Origin of the sequence: Variovorax sp. NFACC27, assembly GCF_048301545.1 — a bacterium.
GTDB classification, from domain to species: Bacteria; Pseudomonadota; Gammaproteobacteria; order Burkholderiales; family Burkholderiaceae_C; genus Variovorax; species Variovorax gossypii.
In genome coordinates this window covers 3,375,400-3,388,632 of sequence record NZ_CP157613.1, presented here as the reverse complement: position 1 = coordinate 3,388,632, position 13,233 = coordinate 3,375,400, and the positions used below count along the sequence as shown (strand labels likewise).

General features: G+C 68.5%; 9 protein-coding genes and 7 pseudogenes. All 16 read right to left on the bottom strand.

What is annotated here, in order from left to right; translation table 11 throughout:
- Positions 1-7: 7 nt before the first annotated feature.
- Positions 8-2,204 (bottom strand): annotated as a pseudogene (locus tag ABL840_RS15910) (beta-ketoacyl synthase N-terminal-like domain-containing protein); the annotation flags it as partial.
- Positions 2,205-2,216: 12 nt separating this feature from the next.
- Positions 2,217-2,384, bottom strand: a pseudogene (locus ABL840_RS15905) (acyl carrier protein); the annotation flags it as partial.
- A gap of 97 nt (positions 2,385-2,481) precedes the next feature.
- A pseudogene (locus ABL840_RS15900) lies at positions 2,482-3,095 on the bottom strand (SDR family NAD(P)-dependent oxidoreductase).
- Between the two features lie 44 nt (positions 3,096-3,139).
- Positions 3,140-4,522, bottom strand: coding sequence for a polyketide synthase dehydratase domain-containing protein (locus ABL840_RS15895; protein WP_418116303.1), 1,383 nt, complete (start codon positions 4,520-4,522; stop codon positions 3,140-3,142).
- 10 nt (positions 4,523-4,532) lie between these two features.
- On the bottom strand, positions 4,533-5,597 hold the full coding sequence (locus ABL840_RS15890) for a ketoacyl-synthetase C-terminal extension domain-containing protein (RefSeq protein WP_418116302.1): 1,065 nt from the start codon (positions 5,595-5,597) through the stop codon (positions 4,533-4,535).
- A gap of 76 nt (positions 5,598-5,673) precedes the next feature.
- Positions 5,674-6,474 (bottom strand): beta-ketoacyl synthase N-terminal-like domain-containing protein, encoded by an 801-nt coding sequence (locus ABL840_RS15885; RefSeq protein ID WP_418116301.1) that lies wholly within the window; start codon positions 6,472-6,474, stop codon positions 5,674-5,676.
- On the bottom strand, positions 6,471-7,199 hold the full coding sequence (locus ABL840_RS15880) for an acyl carrier protein (RefSeq protein ID WP_418116300.1): 729 nt from the start codon (positions 7,197-7,199) through the stop codon (positions 6,471-6,473). The genes ABL840_RS15885 and ABL840_RS15880 overlap by 4 nt, the downstream gene beginning before the upstream one ends.
- Entirely contained in the window at positions 7,166-7,711 is a 546-nt protein-coding gene (locus ABL840_RS15875) for an acyl carrier protein (RefSeq protein ID WP_418116299.1), read from the bottom strand. The genes ABL840_RS15880 and ABL840_RS15875 overlap by 34 nt, the downstream gene beginning before the upstream one ends.
- 41 nt (positions 7,712-7,752) lie before the next feature.
- Positions 7,753-8,109 (bottom strand): class I SAM-dependent methyltransferase, encoded by a 357-nt coding sequence (locus ABL840_RS15870; RefSeq protein WP_418116365.1) that lies wholly within the window; start codon positions 8,107-8,109, stop codon positions 7,753-7,755.
- Positions 8,025-8,930: a hypothetical protein gene (locus ABL840_RS15865; protein ID WP_418116392.1), complete on the bottom strand. Its 906-nt coding sequence runs from the start codon at positions 8,928-8,930 to the stop codon at positions 8,025-8,027. Before ABL840_RS15865 ends, ABL840_RS15870 begins: the two co-directional genes overlap by 85 nt.
- Positions 8,931-9,029: 99 nt before the next feature.
- Positions 9,030-9,116: pseudogene (locus ABL840_RS15860) on the bottom strand (KR domain-containing protein); the annotation flags it as partial.
- A 34-nt stretch (positions 9,117-9,150) separates the two neighbouring features.
- Positions 9,151-9,609, bottom strand: a pseudogene (locus ABL840_RS15855) (SDR family NAD(P)-dependent oxidoreductase); the annotation flags it as partial.
- Positions 9,610-9,787: 178 nt separating this feature from the next.
- Complete coding sequence (locus ABL840_RS15850; RefSeq protein WP_418116391.1) at positions 9,788-10,159, bottom strand: hypothetical protein; 372 nt, start codon at positions 10,157-10,159, stop codon at positions 9,788-9,790.
- 172 nt (positions 10,160-10,331) lie between these two features.
- Positions 10,332-10,982 (bottom strand): annotated as a pseudogene (locus ABL840_RS15845) (polyketide synthase dehydratase domain-containing protein); the annotation flags it as partial.
- Between the two features lie 97 nt (positions 10,983-11,079).
- The gene (locus ABL840_RS15840) at positions 11,080-11,709 is read right to left on the bottom strand and encodes a hypothetical protein (RefSeq protein ID WP_418116298.1); all 630 of its coding nucleotides are present in this window, start codon (positions 11,707-11,709) and stop codon (positions 11,080-11,082) included.
- A gap of 79 nt (positions 11,710-11,788) precedes the next feature.
- Positions 11,789-13,233, bottom strand: a pseudogene (locus ABL840_RS15835) (type I polyketide synthase); the annotation flags it as partial.

Sequence of the window (13,233 nt, the reverse complement as noted above, 5' to 3'; positions counted from 1 at the left end):
CTGCCCTTCACCACGTGGTCCGCAAGGAAGAACTCCTCCCCGTGAACACCGAACTGAAGCGCTGCACGACCAGGCTCGAGGTGTTGCGGTGCACGAGCGGATGCAGCCGCTCGCTGACGAGATTCCCCGACGTGGCCGCCGCCAGCTCTTCCGGCACCCAGTACCGTTCCCTGGCGAACGGATAGGTCGGCAAGCTGATCCGCCTCGGCGTCACTTCGCCGTCGTACAGCCGCGCCCAGTCGAACGCCAGTCCCCGCACCCACAGCTCGACGAGCTTGTGCAGCTTGCCCTTGGACAGCCACGCATCGATGGTGCGCCCCATGTCCTCATCCGCCAGGATTGAGAGGGCGTCCTTGTCGCGCCGGATTTCGCCCCGATAGAGTTCGTCGACGCTCTTCTCGCCTGCCAGGTACTGCGCCAGCTTGGCCTTGAGCTCCTCCAGCGTGCTCACCACGCACGCCAGCCTCACCTCCATCGCCTCGCGCCCCACCTGCAGCGTGTACGCAATGCCGCAAGATCCTCGTCCGTGCACCCTGGCGCTCCACATGCGACAGCAGCCGATGCACCGCCTCGCGCAGCCGCTCCTCGCGCCGGGCCGACAGCACCACCACGGCCGGGCGCTGCGGCGTCACCGCCACCCTCGCCCGCGCAGGCTCGGCAGCCCGGTACTCCTGCACGATCACGTGCGCGTTCGATCCCCGGCACCGAACGACGAGATCCCCGCGATGCGCGGATACTCCCGCTGCGGCTCCCCGCCAGACTGACCTGCGGACGCTTCCACTCGCCCAGCGTGCGCTGCACCACGAAGGGTGTGCGCGCAAAGTCGATGTTCGGGTTCAGCTCCTCGCTGTGCAGGCTCGGCACCAGCTGGCCGTGCTTGAGCTGCAGCAGCACCTTCGTCAGCCCCGCGATCCCCGCCGCACTCTCGCAATGCCCGATGTTCGACTTCGCCGAGCCGATCGCGCAGTACTGCCTGTCCTGCGTCTGAGCTCCGAACGCCTTGCTCAAACCCGCAACCTCGATCGGGTCGCCAAGCGCCGTGCCCGTCCCGTGCGCTTCGACGTAGCTGATGGTGCGCGGGTGCACGCCCGCCTTGCGCAGTGCATCCTCGATCAACTCTCCCTGCGCCTGCGGGTTGGGCACCGTGTAGCCGTTGGTCTTCCCACCGTGGTTGATCGCCGTGCCCTTGATCACGCCGTAGATCCGGTCGCCGTCGGCCACCGCGCGCGCCAGCGGCTTGAGCAGCACCGCGCCCACGCCCTCGCCTGGCACGTAGCCGTCGCCTCCCGTCCCGAAGCTCATGCAGCGCCCGTTGCTCGCGGCGAACTGCCCCTGGGACAGCGTCAGGTACTTGTTCGGGTGCACCGTCACGTTCACGCCGCCGGCCACGGCCAGCTCGCAACTCCCGTTGCGCAGGCTGTCGCAGGCCAGGTGGATCGCCGTCAGCGACGACGAGCACATCGTGTCCATCGCCAGGCTCGGGCCGTGGAAATTGCAGAAATACGAGACGACGAAGGAGTGCTTCCGAGCGCAACGCCCGGCTCCATCTGCGCACCGTAGAGCTGGTAGTCCTCGTACATCACGCCCACAAACACGCCGACGCTGCCGCCCGATCCACCGTGGGCCGCCCGTCCCAGCGCTTCACGGGTATAGCCGGCATCCTCCATCGTCTCGTACACGCATTGCAGGAACAGCCGCTCCTGCGGATCCATCACCACGGCTTCGCGCGGAGAGATGTTGAAGAACAGCGGATCGAACCGATCCACGCCATCGACGAACCCGCCCCACTTGCTGTAGGACTTGCCCAGCTTCCCCTTCTCGGGGTCGAAGTAGCGGCTGTGATCCCAGCGCTCCGCCGGCACCTCCGTCACGCAGTCCACGCCGTGCGCGAGGTTGTGCCAGAACTCCTCGAGCGAGTTCGCCTGCGGATAGCGCCCGCTGAGGCCGATGATGGCCACATCGAGTGCACCCCCGGCCGTCGTCGGGACCTCCTCCCTGGAGACCGCCGCAAAGCGCGGCCGCCCGCGCCTTCCCGCAGCGGTCGCCTTGCCGGGCGGCGGTTCTGCCGCCGCCGCCGATCGATCGGATCGCGCAGCCTGCGCGCTGCCGCCAAGGCCCAGCAACCCGATCAGCTGGCCTCGGTGCTGCTTGATGAAGTAGCCCGCCAGTTCCGCAATGCTCTGGTACTCGAAGAACAGCGTCTTCGAGAGTGTCCCGAAGTCCTCCTCGAGCACGTTCGTCATCTGGGTGACCATCACCGAATCAACCCCGTAGCGCTCCAGCGCCGCCTCGGCATCGACCCGATCCTCCGATAGCTCCAGCGTCGCCCCGAAGAGGCGCACCAGATGACGGACCGTGCGCTCCTTCAGGACATCGGCCGGCATCACCGAGCCGTCCACCTCGATCGGTCCAGCGTCCGCCTCGGGCGCCGAAGCGACCGGCTTGCGGATCCTGAGCCCCTCCTGCTCGATGCGGCTGCGCTCACCCGAGAGCACCGTCACCCGAGGCGTCCCCTCCAGCGACAGCGCACGCGCCAGCGCCGACAGCCCTCCGGCGTCCCCAGCGGCACCAACCCTGCGCTGCGCCACAGTCGATCCCGCGTCGCCGCATCCACCCGCATCCGCCCTCGGCCCACAGCGGCCACGCCATCGACAGCGTGCGACCCGAGCACTCGCCCGCCTGCACCGCAGCCGCACGCAGCGCCGCGTGCGCATCCAGGAACGCGTTGGCCGCCGCGTAGTCCGTCTGGCCCACGTTCCCCAGCATGCCCGCAGCCGAGGAGAAGCTGACGAACACCTCCAGCGGCTGATCTCGCGTCGCCGCATCCAGCGCCAGCACTCCCGCCACCTTCGGTGCGAGCACCGCACGCAACTCGCTCTCCGTCTTCTTCACAAGGAAGCTGTCGCGCAGCACCCCGGCCGTGTGGATCACGCCCGTGAGCCCACCGTGTGCCTGGACCACCTCCGCACACATGCGGCCACCGCCTCGGCATCCGTCACGTCCACCTGCCGGTACACCACGCGCGCGCCCAGCGCCTCCAGCTGCCGCAGCTGCTCCAGCTTCTCAGCACCCAGCACCGAACGCCCCGTCAGCACCAGCGTCACATCCGACACCGCCGTCGCGATCGCCTTGCCGAAGATCAACCCGAGGCCCCGGCACCACCACTGATCAGGTACACGCCCCCGCGCTTCCACGGCGTCGGCACCAACGCCTGCGCCTGCTCGGCATCCTCGCGCACCTCCTCCAGGCGCATCACCTCGCGCGTCGCTGCCCGATAGCGCACGTCCTCCTCGAACGCCTGCGCCTCGGCGCTCACACACTGCGCCAGGGCCTCGCCCCCAAGCGAAGGCTCCACCCCAAGCACCTGGATCACCAGCTTGGGTGACTCCTGGCGCGCACTCTTCAACATCCCGCCCAGCCCCGCCAGCAGCGCCCCTTCTCCACTCGCGGGCACCACCAGTTGCACGCGCACCCAGCCCGACGGCTTCTCCGAGAACATGGCCTGCAGATACGCCAGCAACTGCGCGGCGTAGCCGCCGTAGCGCGTCGACAGATCCGCGCCCTCGGCGCTCAGGTGCAGGCACCGCGCCTGCGGCAACGCCGCCTTCAGCGCAGCCCCCGCATCGCCACCCACCTCGCACAGCACCACCCAATGCGCGCCATAGGACACCGGCTCAGCCGCCGGCAGTTGCGCCTCCTGCCACGTCGGGCGCAGCAGCAGCGTCTCCACCTCGCCCTTCGCATGCGCAGGCGCCGCAGCCTGCACAGCAACGCTGTCCAGCACGCGGCTGCTGAAGCCACGCAGTTGCACGCACACCCGACCTTCGGCGTCCACCAGCGACACGTCCAGCTTCAGCACCGCATCGCCGATCGTGCTGCCCTCGCTCTGGCGCACCACCGCCACCGCCTTCTCCGGCACCACCCCGTACAGCTCCACCGCCTCCACCGCGAACGGCAGCGACAGCCTGTCCTGCGGCTGCGCGAACACCAGCCCGATCGACGCCTGCAGCGCCCCGTCCAGCAAGCTCGGCGGCAACACGAACGCGGCCGGATCCGTGCCCTGCGACGGCATCTGCACGTCACCCAGCGCCATCGGTCGACCCGCCGCGTCCTGACCCACCCAGACTTGCGCCAGCACCCGGAACGCCGGGCCGTATTCCAGCCCCATCCGCGCGAACTCCGCATAGCACGCCTCGGACGCGAACACCTGCGGGCACTGTGCACGCAGCCGCCCCAGGTCCTCGAGCGGCGCATCCGCCGCCACCGCAACCCGCGCACGCCCCTGCGCATGCACCCGCGCCTCCTCCTCGCCCGCGACCTGGGTGTACACCTCGAAGCTCACCAACCCACCGTCCTGCGGCACCAGCGCAATGTGCACCTCCACCGGCGCATTACCCACCACCACAGGCTGCGCGAACACCACCTGCTCCAGCCGCACGTCCCGCGCCTGCGACGCCGCGAGCTCCAGCGCCTGCACCACCGCCGCGCGCGCAAGCTCCAGGTACGCAACCCCGGGCAGCACCCGCTGCCCTTCACCACGTGGTCCGCAAGGAAGAACTCCTCCCCGTGAACACCGAACTGAAGCGCTGCGACCAGGCTCGAGGTGTTGCGGTGCACGAGCGGATGCAGCCGCTCGCTGACGAGATTCCCCGACGTGGCCGCCGCCAGCTCTTCCGGCACCAGTACCGTTCCCTGGCGAACGGATAGGTCGGCAAGCTGATCCGCCTCGGCGTCACTTCGCCGTCGTACAGCCGCGCCCAGTCGAACGCCAGTCCCCGCACCCACAGCTCGACGAGCTTGTGCAGCTTGCCCTTGGACAGCCACGCATCGATGGTGCGCCCCATGTCCTCGTCTGCCAGTGCGGACAGGCCTTCCTTGCCACGCTTGGCCTCGCCACAGTGAAGCCCATCGACATTCCGGTCACCCGCAAGGTATTGACTCAGCTTCGCCTTGAGCTCCTCCAGCGTGCTCACCACGCACGCCAGCCTCACCTCCATCGCCTCACGCCCCACCTGCAGCGTGTACGCAATGTCCGCAAGATCCTCGTCCGTGCACCCCTGGCGCTCCACATGCGCCAGCAGCCGCTGCACCGCCTCGCGCAGCCGCACCTCCTGCTTCGCCGACAGCACCACCACGACCGGGCGCTGCGGCGTCACCACCACCTTTGCCCGCGCTGGCTCGGCAGACCGGTACTCCTGCAGCACCACATGGGCGTTCACCCCGCCGATGCCGAACGAGCTCACGCCCGCCCGCCGCGGCAGCTCGCGACCCGCGTCGTCCCGCAGCGCCACCCACTCCCGCGACTCCTGCACCACGTAGAACGGACTGCCCGAGAGATCGATGTACGGATTGATCTCCTTCGCATGCAGACTCGGCACCAGCGTGCGGTGCTTGAACTGCAGCAGCACCTTCACGATGCCCGCCACACCTGCGGCGAGCTCCAGGTGCCCGATATTGGTCTTCACCGACCCCAGGCCGCAGTACCCCGTGGGCAGCGCCTCGCCCTGCGCCGCCGCCTGGAACGCGCTCTTCAGACCCTGGATCTCGATCGGGTCGCCCAGCGGCGTGCCCGTGCCATGCGCCTCGATGTAGCTCACGCTGCGCGGGTCGACCTGCGCGCCTGCTCGAACGCCGACCTGATCAGCGCCGCCTGCGCCTTCGGGTTCGGCGCCGTCAGCGAGTTCGCACGGCCCCGTGGTTCTCCGCGCTGCCCAGGATCAGCCCGTAGATGTGGTCGCCATCGGCCTGCGCCTTGGACAGCGGCTTGAGCATGAGCATCCCCACGCCCTCGCCACGCACGTAGCCGTTCGCCTCCTTCGAGAACGTCTTGCAGCGCCCGTCCGGGCTGAGCATTCCCGCCTTGGTGAAGCTCACGTGCGCCTCCGGGCTGACCAGGGCGTTCACGCCGCCGACGATCACCTGCCCGCACTGGCCCGTGCGCATCGCCTGCACCGCTCGGTGCACCGCCACCAGCGAGCTCGAGCACGCCGTCTCGATCGGCTCGCTCGGCCCGTGCAGGTCGAGCAGATAGCTCATTCGGCTTGGCCCGATGGAGCTGGCCACGCCGGTGCCGGAATAGCCTTCGATCGCCTTGCTGGCCCTAGCCAGCAGACCGCTGTAGCCGCTGCTGGCTGTCCCCACGAAGATCCCGGTGTCCGTGCCGCTCAGTTGCGCAGGCGCATAGCCAGCGTCCTCGATCACCCGCCAGACGTAGGTCATCAGCAGCCGCTGCTGCGGATCCATCGCCGCCGCCTCGCGCGGCGAGATCCCGAAGAACAGCGGGTCGAACTCGGCAAGCCCATCGATCACGCCCGCGTGACGGATGTTGGTCTTGTTCACCTCCTTGGCCGGATCACCGTACAACCGCGACCAGTCCCAGCGGCTGCCCGGTATCTCGCCGATGCAGTCGCGCCCGCTCGCCAGGTTCGCCCAGAAGTCCTCCAGATCCTCCGCCTGCGGGAACGCCCCGCTCACGCCGATGATCGCGATCGGCTCCGGCTTGACAGGAACCGCGGCCGGGGCCGGGGCCGCTGCATGCCTTTCGGGGGCATCGCCATGGCCTGCGCGAAGCGCGCACGCGGCCTGCGTCCCGCAGTCGGCGGCGCGATTGATATCTGCGCGACCGCCCGCTCCGGCGCCGCCGCAACGGTATCGCCCAAGTGCGTGACCAGCACGGCCCGGTGCTCGCGCACCAGATGCTCGACCAGAGCGGCCAGTGTTGGATACTCGAAGAACACAGTCGGCGTCAACGCCAACCCGAACTGGTCATTCACGACGTTGGCAAAGGACGCCAACGTGATGGAGTCGAAGCCGAACTTGCTCAACTCGACCTGCGGATCGATCTGTTCCGGCTCGAGCTTCAGGAGTTCGGCTGCCGCGCGCGCCAGCAACGATTGCAGCCTCTCTTCGAGCGCGTCGCTGGTCGTGACCTTGACCGCTGCGTAGGCACGCTCCGTGCCACCCAACTGCCCGGCCAGCACCGCCCGGTGCTCGCGCACCAGGTGCTCGCTCAGGCCAGCCAGCGTCGGGTATTCGAAGAACACCGTGGGCGTCAGCTCCAGCCCGAACTGATCGTTCACGACGTTGGCGAACGACGCCAATGTGATGGAATCGAAGCCGAACTTGCTCAATTCGGACTGCGGATCGATCCGTTCAGGCGCGAGCTTCAGGAGTGCCGCCGCCGCCCGCGCCAGCGACAACTGCAGCCTCTCGAGCGCGTCCCCGATCGTGACCCTGACCGCTGCGGAGGCACGCTCAGTCCACCCAACTGCCTGGCCAGCACCGCCCGGTGCTCGCGCACCAGGTGCTCGCTCAGGCCAGCCAGCGTCGGGTATTCGAAGAACACCGTGGGCGTCAGCTCCAGCCCGAACTGATCGTTCACGACGTTGGCGAACGACGCCAATGTGATGGAGTCGAAGCCGAACTTGCTCAGCTCGGACTGCGGATCGATCCGTTCAGGCGCGAGCTTCAAGAGCTCCGCCGCCGCGCGCGCCAGCGACGACTGCAGCTTCTCCTCGAGCGCGTCGCCGATCGACGCCGCGGATTCTCGGACCGACCGCGGTGCCATGTCCTGCGCTGGCAGTCCGTGCGATGGGGTCGCAACCAGCGGAGCCGCAACGGTCTGCCGCTGCCGCACGATGCCGTCGCTCAGGCCCACCACGATCTGCTGGCCCAGCCCATGCGCCACCTCCGCCGGATGGCGCACGTCCACGAACCCCTGCGCCTCGAGCAACCGCCGCCAGGCCTGCGGCGTCAGTGCCGGCGAGCCCGGAATCCGCAGGGCACATCCTCCGACAGCCACCACCCCTCCAGCAGCCCGAAGGTCAGCTGCAGGAACAGGCTGTTGGAGGACATCTCGTTGATCAGCACCACCCCGTTCGCCTTCAGCAGCGCCTTGGTGTTGCCCACGGTGCGCCGCATCTCCCTGGTCGCATGCAGCACGTTCGTGGCGATCACCACGTCGTAGCGGCCGACCTCGACGCCCTGCTCCGCCAGGGACCGCTCGACGTCGAAGATCTGCGTCTTCAGGTACGGCGCCTTCGCCCGGTACTGCTTCTCCGCATGCAGCAGGAACGCCTTCGACAGGTCCGTGTAGCAGTACTCCTCGATGTGCGCGGCATAGGCCGCCAGCCGATCGAACAGCAGCGCGCTCGTCCCCCCGTCCCCGCCCCGATCTCGAACAGACGCAGCTTCGCCTGCGGGTCCTGGGCCAGCCGCGCCTTCACCGCCGCGACCAGGCTCTCCGCCAGCACCTCGTTGAAGTAGTCCAAAACCCGGTTGCCGCGGTAGACGCCTTCGACCAGCGCCATCGAACCGTTCGGGAACAACACCTCCGTCGCCGCGCGCTGTCCGCGAAGGATCTCCGGCAGCGCTCGAAGGGCAGCGTCCAGGAGCGCCACCCGGGCGCGGTACTCCGGGTCAACCTCGCGCGCGAACGCCTCCCAGCGCGACCACAGCGTATCCCTGTCCGGCGCGTCCGCCATGAGCACCCTCAGCACGCCGCCTTCACGCGCCAGATACCCGCGCTTCTCCAGCACCTCCAAGCTCTCGACGAGCCAGGGTCCGTACAGCGACGGCAGACCCACCCGGGCCTTCCACGCCTCGACGTCAACCACCGGCTGCGAGGCCAGTCCCAGCTCGCACAGCTGACCCCACAGCAACCCCGCAAGCAAGTTATCGAGGGTCTGCTTCGTCTCCGCGCTCATGTCCACCGGAGACTCGACCGCAGTCGCACGCGGCAGCACCTCCGCCACCGACGACACCCCCGGCACGACCTGCCGGGCCTCTCCCGCCGCAACGCCCATGGCCTGCGCAAACTCCGGCGTCGTCGTCTTGATGTAGATCACCCGCGACACTGGCGACGCCAGCAACCGCTCCAGCACATCCATCGCCTCCGGCGGCTCGATCGAGTCCAGCCCGACCTTGGCCATCCGTGCACGGTAGTCCGCCGACGCCACGACCCCCACGCTGCCCCAGTAACCCCAGTTCACTACCTTCACCGCGCACGGCCACGCACGCGACAGCGCCTGCGCGTAGGCGTCGACGAATGTGCATCCCGCTGCATAGTTGCTCTGGCCGACCGCCCTGTGAAGGCTCTGGCTCGAGGAGAGGAACAGAACGAAGTCGAGCGCCTCCCCGCCCGAACACCTCCGCCAGACGCACGCTCACGTCCACCTTCGCCTCCAGGCTGCCGACGAAGGTCTTCTCCTCCATCCGCATCAGGCTCTGGTCCTGCAGCACCAGCACCGAGTGCACCACCCCATGGATGACCCCGAAGCGCTCCTTGATCGCCTCGTACGCGGCCTGCAGCAAGACATGGTTCGTCGCATCCGCCGACAGGTAGTACGGCGCAGGCCCCAGCGTCCCAAGCCGCGCACGCTTGGCCTCGATGGCTTCGTCCTCCGGGCGCCGTCCGATCCAGATCACCTGAGCCTGGTACTCGCGGATCAGGTACTCGCTGAAGACTTCCCCGATGCCGCCCGCACCACCCAGCAGCACGTACCCCGCCTCGGCGATAGCCTTGGCGCGCCGGCGCAGGCAGCGTGCTCGACACGAGCTCCTGCCGATACCACTCTCCGTGGCGACAGGCCAGCGCGTTGCCCTGCGCATCCGCGGGCAAGGCCAGCACCTCGTCCAGCGACCACTCCTGCCCGGCGGGAACGTCCACGAGACGCACTCGCCAGTTCGGGTGCTCCTTGGCCAGCGAGCCCACGAGGCCATGCACCGCCGCATGCGCCGGCAGCACCTCGTCGCTCGTCCACAGCAACGGCCTGTTGCGTCACGATCGTCAGCCCCAGCGCCTTGCTGCCATGACCGGCCGAGAACAGCGCCTTGACCAGGCGGAAGCAGGCCAGCACGCCCTGCTGCTGCGCCCGATCATCTCCTGGCTGATCAGCCCCACCTCCGCGCCCGACGGCACGAACCACAGCACGTGCGAGAACGGTGCCCGCTCCTTCAGCTGCGCCGCCATCTCCTCGATGCTCCACGGCTCGGCCGGACGCAGGCACTGCGCCTGCGCATACCGCGACAGGCACGCCTGCTGCTGCGCATCGCTGCCTCCCACCACCAGCACCCGCTCCTCCTGCGAAGGCCAGCGCATACCCGTCGAGGGCGTGCATACGACCCAGTCCGCGACCAGCGTCAGCTGACCAACCGGCATGGCCGACTGCCTCGCAGGAACCTGCACTGTCGCTGCCGCTGCTTCCGGCCTTGCCTTCGCCTGCCCCGGCAGGCCCCCAGCACGCGGCTGCTGAAGCCGCGCAGCTGCACGCACACCGACCTTCGGCGTCCACCAGCGACACGTCCAGCTTCAGCACCGCATCGCCGACCGTGCTGCCCGCGCTCTGGCGCACCACCGCCACCGCCCTCTCCGGCACCGCCCCGTACAGCTCCACCGCCTCCACCGCGAACGGCAGCGATGGCTTGTCCTGCGGTTGCGCAAGGACCAGCCCGATGAACGCCTGTTGGGCTCCGTCCAGCAAGCTCGGCGGCAGCACGAACACCCCGGCCTGGTCGCGGGCCTGCGACGGCATCTGCACGTCACCCAGCGCCATCGGTCGACCCGCCGCGTCCTGACCCACCCAGACTTGCGCAAGCACCCGGAACGCCGGGCCGTATTCCAGCCCCATCCGCGCAAAGCCCGCGTAGCAGGCCTCTGCCGACAACACCTGCGAACACTGCGACCGCAGCCGCCCCAGGTCCTCGAGCGGCGCATCCGCCGCCGCCGCAACCCGCGCACGCCCCTGTGCATGCACCCGCGCCTCCTCCTCGCCCACGACCTGGGTGTACACCTCGAAGCTCACCAACCCAACGTCCTGCGGCACAAGCGCAATGTGCACCTCCACCGGCGCATCACCCACCACCACAGGCTGCGTGAACACCACCTGCTCCAGCCGCACGTCCCGCGCCTGTGGCGCCGCGAGCTCCAGCGCCTGCACCACCGCCGCGCGCGCAAGCTCCAGGTACGCAACCCCGGGCAGCACCCGCTGCCCCTTCACCACGTGGTCCGCAAGGAAGAACTCCTCCCCGTGAACACCGAGCTGAAGCGCTGCTCGGCCAAGCTCGAGGTGTTGCGGTGCATCAGCGGATGCAACTGCTCGCTGACAGGGTTCTTCGCGAAAACCGCCCCGGTACCGATGACGCCTGTGCTTGCGCTTGCGGCTTCTGCATCTGCGGCACCCAGTACTGTTCTTTGGCGAACGGATAGGTCGGCAAGCTGATCCGCCTCGGCGCCACTTCGCCGTCGTACAGCCGCGTCCAGTCGAACGCCAGTCCCTGTGCCCACAGCTCGACGAGCTTGTGCAGCTTGCCGCGCGCCACCCACTTGCCGATCGCCTCCTGCAGCTCCTCATCCGTGCTGAAGACGCCCCATGCATCCTTGTCGCGCTTGAGCTCCCCGCGATAAAGACCTTCGACGCTCTTCTCGCCTGCCAGGTACTGCGACAGCTTGGCCTTGAGCTCCTCCAGCGTGCTCACCACGCACGCCAGCCTCACCTCCATCGCCTCGCGCCCCACCTGCAGCGTGTACGCAATGTCCGCAAGATCCTCGTCCGTGCACCCCTGGCGCTCCACATGCGACAGCAGCCGATGCACCGCCTCGCGCAGCCGCTCCTCGCGCCGGGCCGACAGCACCACCACGGCCGGGCGCTGCGGCGTCACCGCCACCCTCGCCCGCGCAGGCTCGGCAGCCCGGTACTCCTGCACGATCACGTGCGCGTTCGATCCCCGGCACCGAACGACGAGATCCCCGCGATGCGCGGATACTCCCGCTGCGGCTCCCCGCCAGACTGACCTGCGGACGCTTCCACTCGCCCAGCGTGCGCTGCACCACGAAGGGTGTGCGCGCAAAGTCGATGTTCGGGTTCAGCTCCTCGCTGTGCAGGCTCGGCACCAGCTGGCCGTGCTTGAGCTGCAGCAGCACCTTCGTCAGCCCCGCGATCCCCGCCGCACTCTCGCAATGCCCGATGTTCGACTTCGCCGAGCCGATCGCGCAGTACTGCCTGTCCTGCGTCTGAGCTCCGAACGCCTTGCTCAAACCCGCAACCTCGATCGGGTCGCCAAGTGCCGTGCCCGTCCCGTGCGCTTCGACGTAGCTGATGGTGCGCGGGTGCACGCCCGCCTTGCGCAGTGCATCCTCGATCAACTCTCCCTGCGCCTGCGGGTTGGGCACCGTGTAGCCGTTGGTCTTCCCACCGTGGTTGATCGCCGTCGCCTTGATCAAGCCGTAGATCTGGTCGCCATCGGCCTCCGCAAGCGAGAGCCGCTTCAGGAACAGCACCCCTACGCCCTCGCCCGGCACGTAGCCATCGCCTCCCGCACCGAAGCTTCTGCACAGCCCTCCGTCGAGAGCATTCGAACTGCAGACATGGTGAGGTAGTTCGACGGATGGAGATTCAAGTTCACGCCGCCGGCGAGCGCCACCTCGCATTCGCCTCGCAGCAGATGCTCGCAGGCCTCGTGGATCGCCGTGAAGGAGGCCGAGCACATCGTGTCCAGCGGCATGCTGGGGCCGTGGAAGTCGAACAGGTACGACACCCGGTTGGCCACCGAGCTGAACGAGGTCTGCGGCAGCGCCTGCGTGCCCTGCCGCCTCAGCTCCGGCCCGTACAACTCGTGGCCGATCTTCGTGATCCCGGCATAGACGCCCACCCGTCCCTTGTGCAGCGCCGCCAGTCGCGCACGCGTGTAGCCCGCGTCCTCCAGCGCCTCCCAGCACGCCTGCACGAACAGACGCTCCTGGGGATCCATGGTCTCGGCCTCGCGCGGCGAGATCCCGAAGAACAACGGATCGAACTCGGCGAATCCTTCCAGGAATCCGCCCCACTTCCCGTAGCTCTTGCCCTGTGCCGCGGCCTGGTCCGGGTCCGGGTGATAGAAACCCTCCAGCGACCAGCGCTCCGACGGAATCTCGCCGATGCAATTCACGCCCTGCTTGAGGTTCTCCCAGAAGGCCTCCAGCGTCGCAGCCTTCGGATACCGCCCGCCCAGACCCACAATGGCAATGGGTTCCCGATCAGCTTGCCGACTGCCCCAGGTAGCGCGCGATGCACTGCGCACCTGCCGGACGACCACCGGACCACGCCCGCCAGAGGAGGCCGTCACGTCCCCCAGTGAGGCGACAGCCGGCGCCTTCCCAACGCCGCTCCACTGTGCACATGTCTGTGGATATGCGCCCACCAAGTAGCCGGCCAGGGCACTCAGCGTCCGGTACTCGAAGAACAGCGTCTTGGAGAT